The sequence below is a fragment of the Pedobacter nyackensis genome, assembly GCF_032678475.1.
GTDB lineage: Bacteria > Bacteroidota > Bacteroidia > Sphingobacteriales > Sphingobacteriaceae > Pedobacter > Pedobacter nyackensis_A.
Window position 1 is genome coordinate 287,058 of the sequence record NZ_JAVTSF010000004.1, and the last position, 15,937, is coordinate 302,994.

Genomic DNA, 15,937 nt, shown 5'->3' on the forward strand with positions numbered 1-15,937 from the left:
GCTATTTTTTAAGGGCAAGTATAGAAAAATCTGTATCTACTTTCTTAATGGTATTGCTCAAATGACCAAGGCCTGTAATTTCCATTTCCACCACGTCACCATCCTGTAACCACTGAGGTTTAAAGTTCACATCATTTAACAAACCAGTTCCATTCAATTCAAGGAAACAACCTGTACCAACAGTACCAGAACCAATTACATCGCCAGGTAAAACATCTACACCATAAGCACAACGCTCAATAATCTCAGCAAATGTCCAGTCCATGTCAGCCATATTTCCTGCCGATACCTGAACACCATTAACGGTACAAGTCATCTTTAAATCGTATGTATTTCCGGTATGACCAGGTTTAGCACTTGTTTTATATTGTTCCAGCTCATCTGGTGTAACCAACCACGGACCAATTACGGTAGAGAAGTCTTTCCCTTTTGCAGGCCCAAGGTTTAGCAACATTTCTTCCATTTGAAGTGTCCTGGCACTCATGTCGTTCATCACCATATAGCCTGCGATATAATCATCAGCTTCAGCAGCTGTGATATTGCGGCCTTTTTTACCAATTACAATAGCAACTTCAAGTTCAAAATCAAGCTTCTGAAAATGATCAGACATACACTCGATTTCACCGGGTCCCTGAATTGCATTATGATTAGTAAAGTAGAATATAGGATATTGGTCAAACTCGGCAATCATATCTACCTTACGATTTCTACGCGCGGCAGCTACGTGCTGACGGAAAGCATATCCATCCCTGCAAGACGTCGGATGTGGAACAGGAGCAAGTAATTCAAAGAAAGCTTCTTCTTTTGGCTCCAGCTCACCTGCCTTAATTTGTGCATCGATTTTTTTTGCACGCTCCATTAGCACTTCTCCCCCCTGTAAGAAAGCATTCATTTCGTCAGGTAATTGCTTGTCGCAAGAGTTTAGGTTATAAATATGTCCGTTTACATAAACACCAAGGTGTTCTCTATCTTCTGTTTTATAGGATACCAGCTTCATATATCAGTATTTTTTATTTTTAAGTAGTTGGCCAAAGCTATATAAAAATATACAAAAGCCCTATAACAATGGCAGAAGTTACAGCAAAATGGTTGCAATAAGAAAGCCTACAGCTACAGTAACAATTACTGTTGTTAATCCTGGTGGTGTAAAAGAATGGTTTACCAGAAACCGGCCAACTCTTGTAGTCCCGGTCCTGTCGAAGCCCATAGCAGCCACTAACGTAGGATAACTAGGTATAATAAAATCTCCATTAACCGCCGGGAACATTGCAATAAGCGCCGGGCCGGGAATCCCCAAAGCAATACCCAAGGGCATTAAGGCACGCACGGTTGCTGCCTGACTGAAAAGTAAAATAGACATGACAAACAAAGCGATCGCAAATGTCCAGGGATGGTCAGTGACAATTTCACTCAGATTTGCTTCAAAAAAGGGCATATTCGCCTGCAGATAGGTATCACTCATCCAGGCTACACCAAATATACACACGACAGCCTCGGCACCTGATCTGAAAATACTGGTCTGAGACACCTTAGGTGCAGGAATTTTAGCAACCAGAACAATCGCAGCTGCAGCCGAAAGCATCAACAATTCAATCATTTCAACCATTCGCAGGGGTTGCATTTTGCCATCAATAAGAAATGTAGGTCTAAATGAAGGAACTGCAGCAAAAAGCACAACACTAAGGACAGCGATAAGAAACACATACACCGACCTTTTAGATGCTACACTAAAAACCTTCTCCGACTTACCATCTGATTCACCATCTAACATTTTTACAAACTCAGGATCTTTTAACCGCTCCAGAAACTCAGGATCATTCATCAGGTCTTTTCCCTGTCTACTTGCTATAAACGCTCCGGCCAGTACACCTATTACAGTTGCAGGGATAGCAACCATAATTATATCTGTTAATTCATAACCCAAAGGCGCAATTAAAGCCGTTAAAGCTACAGTCGCCGCAGAAATAGGACTAGCGGTAATAGCCATATGCGCAGCAATTACGGAAATGCTGAGCGGCCTTTCCGGCCTTACCCTTTTTTTTGTGGCTACTTCCGCTATAATAGGCAGTAACGAATAGATGATGTGTGCAGTACCTGCCACCAACGTAAACGTATAGGTAACTATAGGTCCCAGCCAGGTAATGTGATTTGGATTTTTACGTAGAATTTTCTCAGCAATACTAACCATATAATCCATCCCCCCTGCGGCCTGCAAAGCAGCGGCAGCGGTCACAACCGACAAAATGATAAGCATTACATCAATTGGAGGTGTTGTTGGCTTCAAACCAAACACGAGGGCAAATATGAGCAAGCCTACGGCTCCCATTATCCCTAAGCCAATGCCTTTCATACGTGCACCAACCAAAATAAGCGAAATCAGAACAGCCAGTTGTATCCAGATCATAATAGAGATTGTTTAGATAAATAGATTTTTTCTTAGGTATACTTAAATATAAAAAATAAATTACTGGAATATCACAGACCCACAATCTAAATGTCAAAAACACGATAGAACGTAACATTTATAGCTAAACAACAATACTTGAAATAATATGTAGTCTATAATTTTGGTTATTACTGTATTAAATACTTAATTTAGCCGACGTAAATAAAAATGGAAAAAAGCAATTTCATATATCAAAATCAAATAGCCTCGCAAGCCCTGGCTGCCTTTAGATATGCTATGCTTTCTAAAATCATTTTCGCGCAATATTCCATTTAGCATTCCATCTCTTGATGCTATTTTAAAACGTTTTTCACGTTTTAACGTTATTACATTATTATTCTAACCAATTAACTGACATACTGTTATGCCTATTTATCATACATTAGGATCCATCCCTGCTAAACGTCATACGGTTTTTCGTAAACCGGATGGGAACCTATACGCAGAAGAACTTGTTTCTACTGAAGGTTTTTCAAGTTTGTATTCTCTTGTTTATCACTGCCATCCGCCAACCATTGTTAAATCATTGGGAGAACCTTACTCTGTTGAGCCTAAAATTGCCAGAGAAAAGCATTTAAAGCACACCAGCCTGCTCGGCTTTAATATCAAACCTGAGGATGATTATTTAAAAAGCAGAAAAGCCGTATTGGTAAACAGTGACCTTCATATCTCATTGACTGCACCAAGAAAATCGATGACTGATTATTTCTATAAAAACAGTCAGGCTGATGAAGTGATCTTTATTCATGAAGGAACCGGAACATTAAAAACAGGATTTGGAAAAATCCCATTTAAATATGGCGACTACCTGGTTATCCCTCGTGGCACGATATACCAAATGGAATTTGACGATGAGAAAAACAGATTATTCATCGTAGAGAGCTTTAGTCCGATACGGACACCAAAACGTTACAGAAATGCTTTCGGACAGCTCGAAGAACACTCTCCTTTTTGCGAAAGAGACATTAGAAGACCGCAAGATCTGGAAACTATTGATGAATATGGTGACTTTAAGGTTTTGATCAAAAAGCAGGGAATCATGTATCCTTATACTTATGGCACGCATCCTTTTGATTTTGTCGGCTGGGACGGTTTCCATTATCCATGGGCTTTTTCTATTCATGATTTTGAACCGATAACTGGCAGGCTGCATCAACCGCCACCTGTACATCAGACTTTTGAAGGTCATAACTTTGTGATCTGTTCATTTGTTCCCCGCAAATATGATTACCACCCGCTTTCAATTCCTGCCCCTTACAACCATAGCAATGTAGACAGTGACGAAGTACTATACTATGTTGACGGTGACTTTATGAGCAGAAAAAGTGTGGTGAAGGGACAAATAACGCTTCATCCTGGTGGAATTCCTCACGGACCACACCCTGGAACAGTTGAAAAATCAATTGGAAAAGAAAGCACTGAAGAACTAGCAGTAATGATTGACCCTTTCCGTCCTTTGATGTTAACAGAAGATGCTGTGAATATTGAGGATGAAGGTTATCATAAAAGCTGGCAAGAGTAAAAAATACAGCTGCTATTCGCTTCCTCAAATGTTTTTCTGAAGGGAAAAACATTTGCATGTCAGCTCACAGCACTGAATTTTTTAGTAAAGCAGGGTGTAGATAGCATGGGAGCGGAAAAGGAGTAAATAGCATAGAGCAGAATACAAATTGCAGAGAACGAATAAATAGCAAATTGCAGAAGCCAGGTGCAGATAGCAAGGAGCAGATAAACTAACTAACTTATTACCATAAAAAAAATTAAAATGTCAACACAAACATTTGCTGAAAAGATTGCTAAAGCGCAGGATTTTCTTCCAATAAATGGAACAGATTATATAGAATTTTACGTGGGCAATGCTAAACAGGCAGCTCATTATTACAAAACAGCTTTCGGCTTCCAGTCGCTGGCTTACGCAGGTCCGGAAACAGGGGTGCGCGACCGTGCTTCTTATGTTTTAAAACAAGGTAAAATCAGATTGGTATTGACCACCGCATTAAAATCAGATAATCCTATTGCTGAACATGTAAAACAACATGGTGACGGTGTAAAAATTCTGGCACTTTGGGTGGATGATGCTTATAGTGCATTTGAAGAGACTACTAAACGTGGTGGCAAGCCTTATATGGAGCCGGTAACACTTACAGATGAACATGGGGAAGTGCGTATGTCTGGTATATATACTTATGGCGAAACTGTTCACATGTTTATTGAGCGTAAAAACTACACAGGCTCATTTTTACCTGGTTATGTAGATTGGAAAAGTGACTACAACCCATCTGACGCTGGTTTATTATACATAGACCATTGTGTTGGAAACGTTGGATGGAACAGAATGAACGAAACCGTTAAATGGTATGAAGACGTAATGGGCTTTGTAAACATTCTTTCTTTTGATGACAAGCAGATCAATACAGAGTATTCTGCCCTGATGAGTAAAGTAATGAGTAATGGTAATGGTTTCTCTAAGTTCCCGATCAACGAGCCTGCAGAAGGAAAAAAGAAATCACAAATTGAAGAATACCTGGAATTTTACGAAGGCGAAGGGGTGCAACACATTGCGGTAGCTACGAAAGATATTTTGACTACTGTAAAGGAATTAAAAGCTCGAGGGGTTGAGTTTTTAAGTGCACCCCCTGAAGCCTATTACAATATGATGCCAGACCGCGTTGGCGAAATAGACGAGGAAATTGCACAACTAAAAGAGCTGGGTATATTGGTAGACTGCGACGAAGAAGGTTATTTGTTACAAATATTCACAAAACCGGTAGAAGACCGTCCGACCTTATTTTTCGAAATTATTCAACGTAAAGGTGCTCAATCATTTGGCGCCGGTAATTTTAAAGCCTTATTTGAGTCTTTAGAGCGTGAACAAGAGTTAAGGGGCAATTTATAACCCTTATTCATTTAAAAACGGAGAGGGCATTCCTGCATGGGATGTCCTCTTTTTATTTATTAGCAAAGTCATGAATTAAAAAAAATACTTATTTTCGGGCTTCAGGTACGTGCGTCGAATGGAAATCAACCTAATTAACAGAACAAAGCTTTTTTTTATCCGGTTTGGCGCTGCTTTTAAGCTATTCCAGAAAAACGATCCCTTACGTCTGGCTGGCGCCACTGCTTTTTTTGCAAATTTCGCCCTTCCTCCTATTCTTTTAATACTGATCCGGCTGTTTGGTTTTTTTATCGACAGAAAAATCCTGGCCACCCGCTTATTTGATCGTTTGGCTTATATATTAGATGATGACAGCACAGGGCAGATCAGAGAAACCTTAAGAAATATCAGAGGTATTGACCATCAGTGGTATGCTACGTTAATCAGCTTCGTTTTCTTCATATTTGTCGCAACAACACTATTTAATGTCATAAAAAACTCGATGGATCAAATCTGGTCTATTGGCAAGAAAGAGCATGTAGGTTTCATGTTTACGATGAAATTGAGAGCCAGATCTATGATTATCATTTTACTGGCCGGTTTGCTATTTCTTGTTGGATTTTTAACAGATACGATACAAGCCTTTATAGGAGCTTATATCAATAACGCAGCACCTACATTTGGCAAGTTTTTCTTGTCGGTATTGAACCAGTTATTATTCGTCGTGATTGTAATGACCTGGTTTACGGTACTGTTCAGGTTTTTAACCAATGGCCGACCAACATGGAAAGCAGCACTTAGAGGAGGGTTACTCACAGCTGTACTATTTACCATTGGCAAGTACATTTTGCGCATACTACTTCCTCTAAGTGGCATAGGTAATGTTTATGGCGCCTCGGGATCTATTGTGCTGATTATGCTTTTTGTTTTTTACTCCTCCTTTATATTTTACTTTGGTGCATGCTATGTCAAAATCCTAAGTGATGACAAAGAGACTCCCATACGTCCAATTAAAGGCGCATTCAACTATGAAATAAAAGAAGTAATCAAAAGCACTTAAAACCAGTCTATCTTACCGCGACCTGTTCAAAGCCCTGCATTTCAAACACAGCAAGTTTATTCAGCAAATTGTAATGTAAGGTTCCAAAGAAATTAACAATTCCATCTTTGTTTTTGCCCTCAATACAAATACTCTCCTTCACAACATCCTGGTGTTTCAAATAATGATCAGCAAGGATCATGTCTTCGTCCTGAATTCTGACATCTGCTGCATCAATAGAGAACTGTCTCAGGAGCTCAGCAAAGCTCTTTCCTTTTAAAAGCAACTCTTTAATATTCATAGCCGTATTGAATTAAGTTAGGGAGAAATCTAAGATCAATTATAGCGCCAAAAAGAAAGGGTAAATAGTTAATATTTACCCTTTTGCACAAAATGTGGAAAACTTTCGTTTGCTAGAATAATCTGTAAGCCAAACCTAATGTAAACAAGCTTAGTTTTGTATCGTCATAACCATCTTTTCCAATTTTAGACAATCCTGTTTCATACCTTAAATCAACACCTAATTTACCGATATCAACACCGCCTCCAAACTGCCATGCAAAGTTCTGTCCTTTAAAGTTTCCTTTAAAAATATTTCCTGCTGCATTACTAAAAGATTGATCATCACTTAATACAAATGATACAACTGGTCCGGTGTTTAAACGAATTCCAACTCCTGCTGCTCCGATTTTAGTACCTACTAATATCGGCACATCAAGGCTTGTAAAATTCACTTTGTTCTCTGCTCCCCCCGACTTCAGTATAGTATTTTTTCCACTCAGGTACAACTCAGGTTGTAAATGAATACCAGCTGCACCAATACGTGCCCATAAACCAGCATAATAGCCTGCTTTATTATCACTGCTAAACGTATTTTCTGTACTCAACTTAGAAAGATTTGCTCCCCCTTTTAAACCAAATTGAAAACTTGGCAGCACCTGACTAAATGCAGCCAGATTAAGAGAGATAAACAATGCGGATAAGATTATTTTTTTCATACAGGAATGTTTTAATATTTAAATTAACAATGTAAAATTAAGAATATTTTCAATTGAAAACTAAATTACGTAGTTTTATATTTGCATCTAAAAAAATGCCTCACATACTTTCTGCGCCGTTAATCATCATGAACAATCTGAATGGGTTTTACATTTAATTCCTACGCCATTACCTTAATTTTTTGCGGCATTGTTACACTTTTCTTTTCCTACCACCTGTTCGGTAAAAAAGGCGAAGCAGTAAAACTGTTTGCCTTTATGATGCTTTCCAATGCCATCTGGTCGTTAGGGTATGGCTTTGAACTTGCCGCCAATACCTTAAGCATGATGCGTTTTTTTATTAACATCGAGTATATAGGTATTACAACCCTCCCTGTATGCTGGTTTTTATTCTGTTTAAACCTGGCCGGGAAGGAATGCTGGTATAAAAAACCATTAAATTTATTTGTACTGCTAGGCGTTTCATTACTTACCATAATATTGGTATGGACAAATGATTATCATCACCTCCACTATCGTAGTGTTAAGGTGGACAGCACAGGGCCTTTCCCCATGCTCTTATTAGAGCCTGGCATTTGGTACAGATGCTTTATTGTATATTTTTATCTGCTAATCGGATTGGGAAGCTACCTGATCTTAAAAACTTTTAGCCGGGCAGAACCTATTTACAGAAGACAAAACTATACTATCTTTTTTGCGGCACTGATCCCCTGGCTGGTAAATCTTGCCTACCTACTGGGCTTCCGTCCACTGGACAACCTTGACCTTACCCCCTTTGCATTTATCCTTGCCATATCATTGATCACGATTGCCATTTATCGATTTAAATTATTTGATATCCTTCCCATTGCCAGAGAGAAAGTACTGGATCTGATACAGGACGGCTACCTTGTATTAGATGGAAAAAACCGTGTCATAGACTGCAACCTTGCATTCAAAAAATATCTTTCGGAGCCCCAAAGAAATAAAATCATCGGAACTCAACTGGAATCCATTTTCCCCCAGCAGGAAGCTTTTTTGAACTTATTAAAAAAACACATCCCAGGAAAAATTGAAATAAAGGTAGAGGTTCAAGATATTACTTTTGATCTGGAGGCAGATATTATGTACCTGGATAAGAATCAACTCAACAATGAGGCAACGGTTATCAAATTCCAGGATTTGACAGCAATAAAGGAAGAAGCTTTAAAGTCTAAGCTTCAAACCGAAGAGCTTAAAAAATTAAACAATTTAAAGGATAAAATATTCTCAATTATTGCGCATGACCTTAGGGGGCCACTGGTAAATCTGTCCGAAGTCCTAAAAATGATCAGCTCTGATATGATTACCATTGAAGAATTTAAAACGCTATCACCAAAACTTAGCAGGGATATACTCTACACAACTGATCTTTTAGAGAATATCCTACACTGGTCGAGGAGTCAATTAAAAGGCTATGGCATAAACAAAGCATACTTCGATGTGAGAAACATGATCATTAATGAAGTGAATTATCATCTGCCTTCAGCTGCAATAAAAAACATTCATATCCTGCACGAAGTATTTCCAGGACTCATTGTTTACGCTGATATGCTGATGATACAAATAGTGGTCAGAAATATCCTGAACAACTCTATTAAATTTTGTGATGAAGGTTGCGAAATCACCATTAGTGCCGTTTACAAAGCCAATAATCAAATGATGATTATTATTCAGGACAACGGGCAAGGTATGTCAAAAGAATCAATAGCGATGTTCTCTAAAGGCACCAGTGTTTCAACAAGAGGGACAAAAAACGAAAAAGGGACAGGTCTGGGACTTCTTATATGCAAAGACTTCATGGAACGCAACAATGGGAAAATGGTGGTGACCAGCGAACCAGGTGACGGAACTATATTTAAGCTTTATTTACCGGTTAGAGAGTAACCTGCCAGACTTCAAATTAAAACTTAAAATCCGGCAGGTTGTAAACAATTATTGGCCGGTAATACCATTAATAGCCTGTTGTTCTTTTAACGCATCAACGTTATTTTGATTTCCGAAATTCTGGGTTTTATCAGCAAAATACGCTAATATACCGACTATCGTATCCAGGTTATCTGCAACACGCTGGTGCATATCCGATAAATCCTTATCCAGCCTTTTATCTCCCAATTCAATATTATCTACTTCAATCTTCCCTATCTTTTGAATAATTGCCTGCTGAGAGTGTTGCAAATCGCCCAACTCTCTTACAATCTTTTCCATTAACTCAAACTTCTTCAAAGTATCCATATCACTATTATTAAAATTAATGTTCAGTTTATTATAGAAACAACCAACTAAATGCGAATATGTTTTATTTTTTGTTTCAGTCTGCACACTCTCTCTAGCCCAACAAAAGAAAAATGAGTTGGAAATTTTACTAATACTGGCTTTACTAAATTTATTTCTTAAATTTAGTAAAGCATCAGATCCCTGTTTTACTAAAATAATCTAACATTATGAGAATTTTGCCAAAACAAGTATCGTCCCTAATTGCGAAAACGGTCAAAAAACCTACAAAAAGGCTCCTCCAGCAGACATTTCATTCTGCTTTAGCCAAAGTATCGGGAGGTAAAGAAAAAGCCCTCTCCTGGTCTTACGCCCAGTTCGAGTTGTCACCTTATGTTCTTTTACAAGGATATTTACAGGGAACTTACCCCATGCCAGATATGAATGGTGGCAAGACTTTGAACTGGTATGACCCTGAGTTACGGGGAATTATCCCCATACCAGATTTTAAAATAAGAAACGATTTATTGCGTTGCCTGAAGAAAGAAAAGCTTCAAGAGGCAGAAAAGCGATTTGAAATTAAGATAAATGCGAATTTTCACGAAACATTACTGGCTTGTTCAAAACCAAGAGGGGGAGACACAAAAACATGGATAACACCTGAGTATATTAAGATTGCTTTGCAACTCCACAATATGGGCATTGCACATAGCATTGAAACTTATCAGAATGGTGTACTTGTAGGGGGTGTTTTTGGAATTTCCATAAACGGATACTTTGTCACATTAAGCCTATTTCATTCTGTTGATAACGCAGCCAAAATCGCCTTTTACTATTTATTGGTAAAACTTAGAGATGATGGCTTCAAATTACATGTTAGTGGTGATGCCAATACATGGTTTAGTCAATACGGAGCCATTAATATAGCAAAGAATGAATTCAGGGAGCAATTTATGAAAGCAATCACTACTCCGATTATCTTTTCAAACAAGGTACCTGAGCTGGCATTTTAACATAAGATTTTTATTTTTTTGGTAGTGCGTCTTGTTTTCGCTATTTTTCCGGGGTATGAAAAAGTTACTCCTTCTAATTTTTGCCTGCACATTTTATCAACTAGGGCAGGCACAAACAACAGATAGCTTAGATCGCGAAAAATTGCTGCAGTATTACGAAGCACAACAATATGCCCAGGCCGCTGAATACCTGCAAAACTTTAATAAAGACAGCAGTGATGTAAAATATATCAAGCAAATTGCTTATGCAAACCTCATGGCCGGTAAACTAGCCGAAGCTAAGACGTTTTACCTCCAGGTATTAACAATAGACAGCAATGACTTTAATGCTTATAAGCAATTGGCCAAATTGGAGAACGATCCTCAAAATCCTTCAAAGAAAACATATCTGTTAAAAGCAAATCAGCTAAATGCAACAGATGCTGATGTAGCAGCCCAACTGGCTGATATTTATTTCAAAAACAACTTATTTACCAAGGCTGATGAGATCTTAAAACCGGCTTTAAACGCTGACAGTGCTAATTTACAACTGTTAAATGTTAAAATGCCGCTCGATATGGTCCTAAAAAGATATAACGAAGCAATAAAAGCAGGAAACAGCTTAATTAAATCCCACAAAACACCTCCCGAAAACCTGCTGCACCAAATGGCCGTAAGTTACAGGGAAATCAAGGATTATAAAACTGCCACTGCTTACTTACAACAAGCCATTAAAGAAGGTATTTCGCCTAAAATTGCATCTTATTATGGACTACTTGGCGATTCATATGAAAGCATGAAGCAAAATAAAGAGGCTATCGAAACCTATAAAAGAGGGTTACTATTCGAAAACAATGGAAGTTTATATTACAGCATTGCCCTGGTTTACGAAGACAAACTAAACGATAAAAAGAATGCTATAAGCTATTACACCCAATACTTAAACAGTATCAAAGACACAGAAAAACAAAAGCGTCATATCGCTTTTATCAAAAATAAAATTGAAGAATTAAAGCGATAATTAACGGTTTACCAGGCGGGCTACGTATTTACCTATAATATCAAATTCAATATTTACAATGTCACCAACATTTACCTCGTGTAAATTGGTATGCTCAAAAGTATATGGAATAATAAAAACAGAGAATTCGTCTTTCTCTGAGCCCACCACAGTTAAACTGATTCCGTTAACACATACAGAACCTTTCTCAACCGTAACGTTTCCATTTCCAGCGTCATATTTAAAACGGTATTCCCAGCTGCCATCTAACTCAACTCTTTTGATACAAGTTGCAGTCTGATCAACATGCCCCTGAACAATATGCCCATCCAGCCTGCCATTCATCTGCATACAACGCTCCAGGTTCACCTTACTTCCTACTTTCAGATGTTGCATACTGCTTTTCTCCAGCGTTTCCTGTATGGCAGTAACCGTATGGCTATTTTCTGTTAACGACACTACCGTTAAGCACACCCCATTATGTGCCACACTCTGATCTATTTTAAGTTCGTTACTGATAGCAGATTCAATTGTAAAATGCAGGTTTGTACCTTCTGCAACTATATTTTTAACCTCAGCAAGTGTTTCTATAATCCCTGTAAACATATCCGTTTCACTATTTAATTACCCTGTTTTTTCTCCAGTTGTTTTCATTTTGCGGACTCACTAATTCACGTCCGGAAGCCGCTTGTTTCTTAAAAGACAAAGCGCCAAACAACGCAGCCATTAGTGCTTCTTCTTTATTATCACTTTTCAAACTGTCCGCATTAAAATATTTGCTCACAAAATGTGTATCAAATTTTCCAGAGCGGAAAGCTTCATGTTCCATTACAAACTTACCAAAGCTCAATGTAGTTTGTATCCCTGTTATCTCATATTCATCAATTGCTCTGATCATCCGTTCAATCGCCTCTTCCCTGTCTTTACCATAAGTAATCAGCTTTGCGATCATCGGATCATAGTATATAGGAATCTCCATACCCTGCTCAAACCCATCATCTACCCGCACACCATTTCCTTTAGGCGTTTTGTAAGTCTGCAACGTGCCAATATCCGGCAAGAAATTATTTTCCGGATCCTCAGCATAAACCCTTAGCTCAACGGCATGTCCATTAATTTTCAGATCTTCCTGCGTATAAGAAAGCTTTTCGCCCCTGGCAATCTTAATCTGCTCCTTTACAAGGTCCAGTCCTGTAATCATTTCAGTTACCGGATGTTCAACCTGCAAACGGGTATTCATTTCCAAAAAGAAAAATTCCAGGTTTTCATCAAGAATAAACTCAACGGTTCCTGCACCAACATAATTTACAGATCTGGCCACATCAACAGCACATTTCCCCATTCTGTTCCTGATTTCGTCGGTCAGAATACTAGATGGTGCCTCTTCAATTACCTTTTGATGTCTTCGTTGAACAGAACATTCCCTTTCAAAAAGATGAACAATATTACCATGTGTATCACCTAAAACCTGTATTTCAATATGTCTAGGCGATGAAACATAACGCTCAATAAATACAGAACCATCACCAAATGCCGACAAGGCCTCACTTACAGCCAGCTGCATCTGCTCCTCAAAATCCTCAGCTTTTTCTACCACCCTCATTCCTTTACCACCACCACCGGCAGCAGCTTTGATTAAGATTGGAAATCCAACTGCAATGGCTCTCAATTTTGCATCTTCAACATCAGTAATGGCCTCTTCAGTTCCAGGAACCATAGGGATTTTGTACTTTAAAGCAGCTGCTTTGGCCGACAATTTATTCCCCATAACTTCCATAGCTTCCGGTGTAGGACCAATTAAGATAAGTCCTGACGCCTTTACCAATCTGGCAAAAACAGCATTTTCAGATAAAAAACCATAGCCAGGATGAATCGCCTCTGCACCAGTAAGTTTACAAGCCTCAATAATTTTTTCTCCGATCAGGTAAGATTGATTGGACGGTGCAGGCCCTATACATACAGCTTCATCTGCATAAAGCACATGCAGTGATTCCCGATCTGCTTCCGAATATACTGCAACTGTTTTGATTCCCATTTCTCTGGCTGAACGCATAATGCGTAATGCAATTTCGCCCCTGTTGGCTATAAGAATTTTCTTCATTAATGGATGAAAGTTTATTTATGAGCTGATAAATGCAAATGTATTATGTTTTCCACAGTCCTATCTATCATTTCTTCAGAAATATTTAAATGTGTAACCATTCTAACTGTCCGGAGCCCCGTGGCATTACATAAAATACCTTTTTCTGACAAATGATGAACAACTGATGTAGTAGTTATACCATCTGCTACTTCAAAAACAACAATATTGGTTTCCACGGGCAATACAGATGCAACATAACTCACACTATTTAAAGCATCAGCAAGCGCCTTAGCATGCTGATGGTCGGTTGCCAGTTTCGAAATATTGTGATCCAGGGCATAAATGCCTGCGGCTGCAAGAAAACCAGCCTGACGCATTCCACCACCAAAAGCCTTCCGGATCCTAACCGCTTCTTCAATTGTTTCTTTAGAACCCAGCAGCACAGAGCCAACAGGTGCACCGAGTCCTTTAGAAAGACAAACGGAAATCCCATCAAAATATCTACCATATGCAGCTGCATGATCTCCTGTAGCAGTTAGTGCGTTAAATATCCGTGCCCCATCCAGGTGCAACTTCAACCCTTTGATATTACATAGCGTATGGATCGGTTCAATCTGATCTAACCGATAACAAGCTCCTCCCCCTTTATTCACCGTATTTTCCAGTACCACTAATGAAGTATTAGGGTAGTGAATGTTTTCCTCATTAATTTCCGGCTCAATCAACTCCGGACTAAGAATTCCCCTGACTCCATTCAACAACCTTACAGAAGCCATAGAGTGATAAGCAATTCCCCCTCGTTCGTAGCGATAAACATGTGAGCCCTGATCACAGATCACCTCATCCATTGGTTTGGTGAAACATTTAATTGCAATCTGGTTGGTCATCGTCCCCGATGGACAAAACAATCCTGCCTCCATGTGAAACATTGCTGCAAGTTTATGTTCCAGATTATTTACTGTTTCGTCCTCACCAAATACATCATCCCCAACTTTAGCAGACATCATCGCATCTAGCATGCCCTGATCCGGAACGGTTACGGTATCACTTCTGAGATCTATTTTCATGTACATATATTTTCTATACAATAATACAGAAGCTGACTCAGAATATCATCAATGTCACCTTAAAACTTACCGTAAACGAGTGCTGTTTTCATCCCTTTTTCTGAGTCTAAATTTTAAATTTGGATTTTAAAATAACAAGTGTAATTTAGCTTAGTGTTTATTTAACAATATCCTAACATAAAAATACTGATAAAAAAAAGAAAAAACCTACTTATTTGGCATTTAAACACAGGAAAATAATTAAACAACCAAAACCAAAAAAATTAAATTTATGAGTAATACGGATACAAAAACGACAGGATTATTTACTTTTATCCCGAAAAAAACGAATTAAGATGATAGTTATTGCAGACGGTGGTTCAACCAAAACCAATTGGTGTTTAATTAACGAAGCTGGTAGAAAAATTCTTTTTAATACTGAAGGCTATAACCCATACTTTTCCAAAACTGATTACATAGTTGAGTCATTAACAAATTCACTTCCGGATTATTTAGAGACTGACAAACTACTTGAGGTAAATTACTATGGAGCAGGTTGCTCTACAGAAACCAACAGAAAAATAGTTGCAGATGCGATGCAACAGGTATTTCCAAATGCCAAAATCTATATTGGGCATGATCTTTTAGCTTCTTGCAGAGCTTTGTTAGGTGATGAACCTGGTTTTGCTGCAATTTTAGGAACCGGTACCAATTCATGTCTATATGACGGTAATGACATCACGCTTAATATCGATTCATTAGGTTATTTCTTAGGTGATGAAGGTAGCGGATGTTATATCGGAAAGAAAGTGCTAAGTGATTATATGAAGGGCTATATGCCCAAAGGACTTAGAGAGAGCTTTTACGACAACTACGCGCTAACTAATGAAGATATTTTTGATCATATCTACAACAAACCACTTCCTAACCGTTTCTGTGCAGGATTCAGTAAGTTCATATATGATTTCAAGGACAACTACGAAGATTATGCGTTTAATACAATTGATGGTGCTTTTACTGCCTTCTTTGAAAATCTGGTAATCCACTACCCTAATTACAAAGACTACAAATTAAACTGTGTAGGATCGGTAGGTTATAGCTTCAGAGATGTACTTAGCGTTGTGGCCGACAGGTACGAAATGGGAATCGGAAAAATCATCCGTTCACCTATAGATGACCTGGTTGATTACCACTTGCAAGCTGCAAAAAAATAATCTATAAACACA

General features: G+C 38.4%; 15 protein-coding genes. 7 read left to right on the top strand and 8 right to left on the bottom strand.

Annotation, left to right across the window (positions count from 1 at the left end; all coding sequences use genetic code 11):
- Window position 1: 1 nt before the first annotated feature.
- Window positions 2-997 (bottom strand): fumarylacetoacetate hydrolase family protein, encoded by a 996-nt coding sequence (locus R2Q84_RS15235; protein WP_316817429.1) that lies wholly within the window; start codon window positions 995-997, stop codon window positions 2-4.
- A gap of 78 nt (window positions 998-1,075) precedes the next feature.
- Window positions 1,076-2,404 carry an anaerobic C4-dicarboxylate transporter gene (locus R2Q84_RS15240; RefSeq protein ID WP_316817430.1) on the bottom strand — a complete coding sequence of 443 codons (1,329 nt, stop codon included), beginning with the start codon at window positions 2,402-2,404 and terminating at the stop codon, window positions 1,076-1,078.
- A 406-nt stretch (window positions 2,405-2,810) separates the two neighbouring features.
- Between R2Q84_RS15240 and R2Q84_RS15245 the strand changes: the two genes are divergently transcribed.
- The 3 genes from R2Q84_RS15245 to R2Q84_RS15255 all read left to right on the top strand — a co-directional run bounded on the left by R2Q84_RS15245 (window position 2,811) and on the right by R2Q84_RS15255 (window position 6,381).
- On the top strand, window positions 2,811-3,968 hold the full coding sequence (locus R2Q84_RS15245) for a homogentisate 1,2-dioxygenase (RefSeq protein WP_316817431.1): 1,158 nt from the start codon (window positions 2,811-2,813) through the stop codon (window positions 3,966-3,968).
- Window positions 3,969-4,211: 243 nt separating this feature from the next.
- Entirely contained in the window at window positions 4,212-5,342 is a 1,131-nt protein-coding gene (hppD, locus tag R2Q84_RS15250; protein ID WP_316817432.1) for a 4-hydroxyphenylpyruvate dioxygenase, read from the top strand.
- A 118-nt stretch (window positions 5,343-5,460) separates the two neighbouring features.
- Complete coding sequence (locus R2Q84_RS15255) at window positions 5,461-6,381, top strand: YihY/virulence factor BrkB family protein (RefSeq protein WP_316817433.1); 921 nt, start codon at window positions 5,461-5,463, stop codon at window positions 6,379-6,381.
- 7 nt (window positions 6,382-6,388) lie between these two features.
- Here R2Q84_RS15255 and R2Q84_RS15260 read toward each other — a convergent pair whose 3' ends face one another.
- Together R2Q84_RS15260 and R2Q84_RS15265 are read right to left on the bottom strand one after the other, a co-directional pair.
- Entirely contained in the window at window positions 6,389-6,661 is a 273-nt protein-coding gene (locus tag R2Q84_RS15260) for a hypothetical protein (protein ID WP_316817434.1), read from the bottom strand.
- A 112-nt stretch (window positions 6,662-6,773) separates the two neighbouring features.
- Window positions 6,774-7,358, bottom strand: coding sequence for a porin family protein (locus tag R2Q84_RS15265; protein WP_316817435.1), 585 nt, complete (start codon window positions 7,356-7,358; stop codon window positions 6,774-6,776).
- 141 nt (window positions 7,359-7,499) lie between these two features.
- Here R2Q84_RS15265 and R2Q84_RS15270 point away from each other — a divergent pair, with 141 nt between their 5' ends.
- Window positions 7,500-9,263, top strand: coding sequence for a histidine kinase N-terminal 7TM domain-containing protein (locus R2Q84_RS15270; protein ID WP_316817436.1), 1,764 nt, complete (start codon window positions 7,500-7,502; stop codon window positions 9,261-9,263).
- 48 nt (window positions 9,264-9,311) lie between these two features.
- Here R2Q84_RS15270 and R2Q84_RS15275 read toward each other — a convergent pair whose 3' ends face one another.
- Window positions 9,312-9,611, bottom strand: a complete 300-nt coding sequence (locus R2Q84_RS15275; RefSeq protein WP_316817437.1) for a hypothetical protein — start codon at window positions 9,609-9,611, stop codon at window positions 9,312-9,314.
- 209 nt (window positions 9,612-9,820) lie between these two features.
- Between R2Q84_RS15275 and R2Q84_RS15280 the strand changes: the two genes are divergently transcribed.
- Together R2Q84_RS15280 and R2Q84_RS15285 are read left to right on the top strand one after the other, a co-directional pair.
- Window positions 9,821-10,603, top strand: coding sequence for a leucyl/phenylalanyl-tRNA--protein transferase (locus tag R2Q84_RS15280; protein WP_316817438.1), 783 nt, complete (start codon window positions 9,821-9,823; stop codon window positions 10,601-10,603).
- 55 nt (window positions 10,604-10,658) lie between these two features.
- Window positions 10,659-11,603 carry a tetratricopeptide repeat protein gene (locus R2Q84_RS15285; RefSeq protein ID WP_316817439.1) on the top strand — a complete coding sequence of 315 codons (945 nt, stop codon included), beginning with the start codon at window positions 10,659-10,661 and terminating at the stop codon, window positions 11,601-11,603.
- On the opposite strand, the gene R2Q84_RS15290 is transcribed toward R2Q84_RS15285, so the two are convergent.
- The 3 genes from R2Q84_RS15290 to R2Q84_RS15300 are packed head-to-tail and all read right to left on the bottom strand — an operon-like array spanning window position 11,604 to window position 14,732.
- The gene (locus tag R2Q84_RS15290; RefSeq protein WP_316817440.1) at window positions 11,604-12,188 is read right to left on the bottom strand and encodes a riboflavin synthase; all 585 of its coding nucleotides are present in this window, start codon (window positions 12,186-12,188) and stop codon (window positions 11,604-11,606) included.
- 10 nt (window positions 12,189-12,198) lie between these two features.
- Entirely contained in the window at window positions 12,199-13,683 is a 1,485-nt protein-coding gene (gene accC / locus R2Q84_RS15295; RefSeq protein WP_316817441.1) for an acetyl-CoA carboxylase biotin carboxylase subunit, read from the bottom strand.
- 14 nt (window positions 13,684-13,697) lie between these two features.
- On the bottom strand, window positions 13,698-14,732 hold the full coding sequence (locus R2Q84_RS15300; protein WP_316817442.1) for a GntG family PLP-dependent aldolase: 1,035 nt from the start codon (window positions 14,730-14,732) through the stop codon (window positions 13,698-13,700).
- 335 nt (window positions 14,733-15,067) lie between these two features.
- Here R2Q84_RS15300 and R2Q84_RS15305 point away from each other — a divergent pair, with 335 nt between their 5' ends.
- On the top strand, window positions 15,068-15,925 hold the full coding sequence (locus R2Q84_RS15305; protein ID WP_316817443.1) for an N-acetylglucosamine kinase: 858 nt from the start codon (window positions 15,068-15,070) through the stop codon (window positions 15,923-15,925).
- Window positions 15,926-15,937 lie beyond the last annotated feature (12 nt).

Excerpts from the sequence above, each read along its gene's own strand:
- R2Q84_RS15235 (WP_316817429.1), bottom strand. The coding sequence starts at position 997 with ATGAAGCTGGTATCCTATAAAACAGAAGATAGAGAACACCTTGGTGTT.
- R2Q84_RS15240 (WP_316817430.1), bottom strand. The coding sequence starts at position 2,404 with ATGATCTGGATACAACTGGCTGTTCTGATTTCGCTTATTTTGGTTGGT.
- R2Q84_RS15245 (WP_316817431.1), top strand. The coding sequence starts at position 2,811 with ATGCCTATTTATCATACATTAGGATCCATCCCTGCTAAACGTCATACG.
- hppD (WP_316817432.1), top strand. The coding sequence starts at position 4,212 with ATGTCAACACAAACATTTGCTGAAAAGATTGCTAAAGCGCAGGATTTT.
- R2Q84_RS15255 (WP_316817433.1), top strand. The coding sequence starts at position 5,461 with ATGGAAATCAACCTAATTAACAGAACAAAGCTTTTTTTTATCCGGTTT.
- R2Q84_RS15260 (WP_316817434.1), bottom strand. The coding sequence starts at position 6,661 with ATGAATATTAAAGAGTTGCTTTTAAAAGGAAAGAGCTTTGCTGAGCTC.
- R2Q84_RS15265 (WP_316817435.1), bottom strand. The coding sequence starts at position 7,358 with ATGAAAAAAATAATCTTATCCGCATTGTTTATCTCTCTTAATCTGGCT.
- R2Q84_RS15270 (WP_316817436.1), top strand. The coding sequence starts at position 7,500 with ATGGGTTTTACATTTAATTCCTACGCCATTACCTTAATTTTTTGCGGC.
- R2Q84_RS15275 (WP_316817437.1), bottom strand. The coding sequence starts at position 9,611 with ATGGATACTTTGAAGAAGTTTGAGTTAATGGAAAAGATTGTAAGAGAG.
- R2Q84_RS15280 (WP_316817438.1), top strand. The coding sequence starts at position 9,821 with ATGAGAATTTTGCCAAAACAAGTATCGTCCCTAATTGCGAAAACGGTC.
- R2Q84_RS15285 (WP_316817439.1), top strand. The coding sequence starts at position 10,659 with ATGAAAAAGTTACTCCTTCTAATTTTTGCCTGCACATTTTATCAACTA.
- R2Q84_RS15290 (WP_316817440.1), bottom strand. The coding sequence starts at position 12,188 with ATGTTTACAGGGATTATAGAAACACTTGCTGAGGTTAAAAATATAGTT.
- accC (WP_316817441.1), bottom strand. The coding sequence starts at position 13,683 with ATGAAGAAAATTCTTATAGCCAACAGGGGCGAAATTGCATTACGCATT.
- R2Q84_RS15300 (WP_316817442.1), bottom strand. The coding sequence starts at position 14,732 with ATGAAAATAGATCTCAGAAGTGATACCGTAACCGTTCCGGATCAGGGC.
- R2Q84_RS15305 (WP_316817443.1), top strand. The coding sequence starts at position 15,068 with ATGATAGTTATTGCAGACGGTGGTTCAACCAAAACCAATTGGTGTTTA.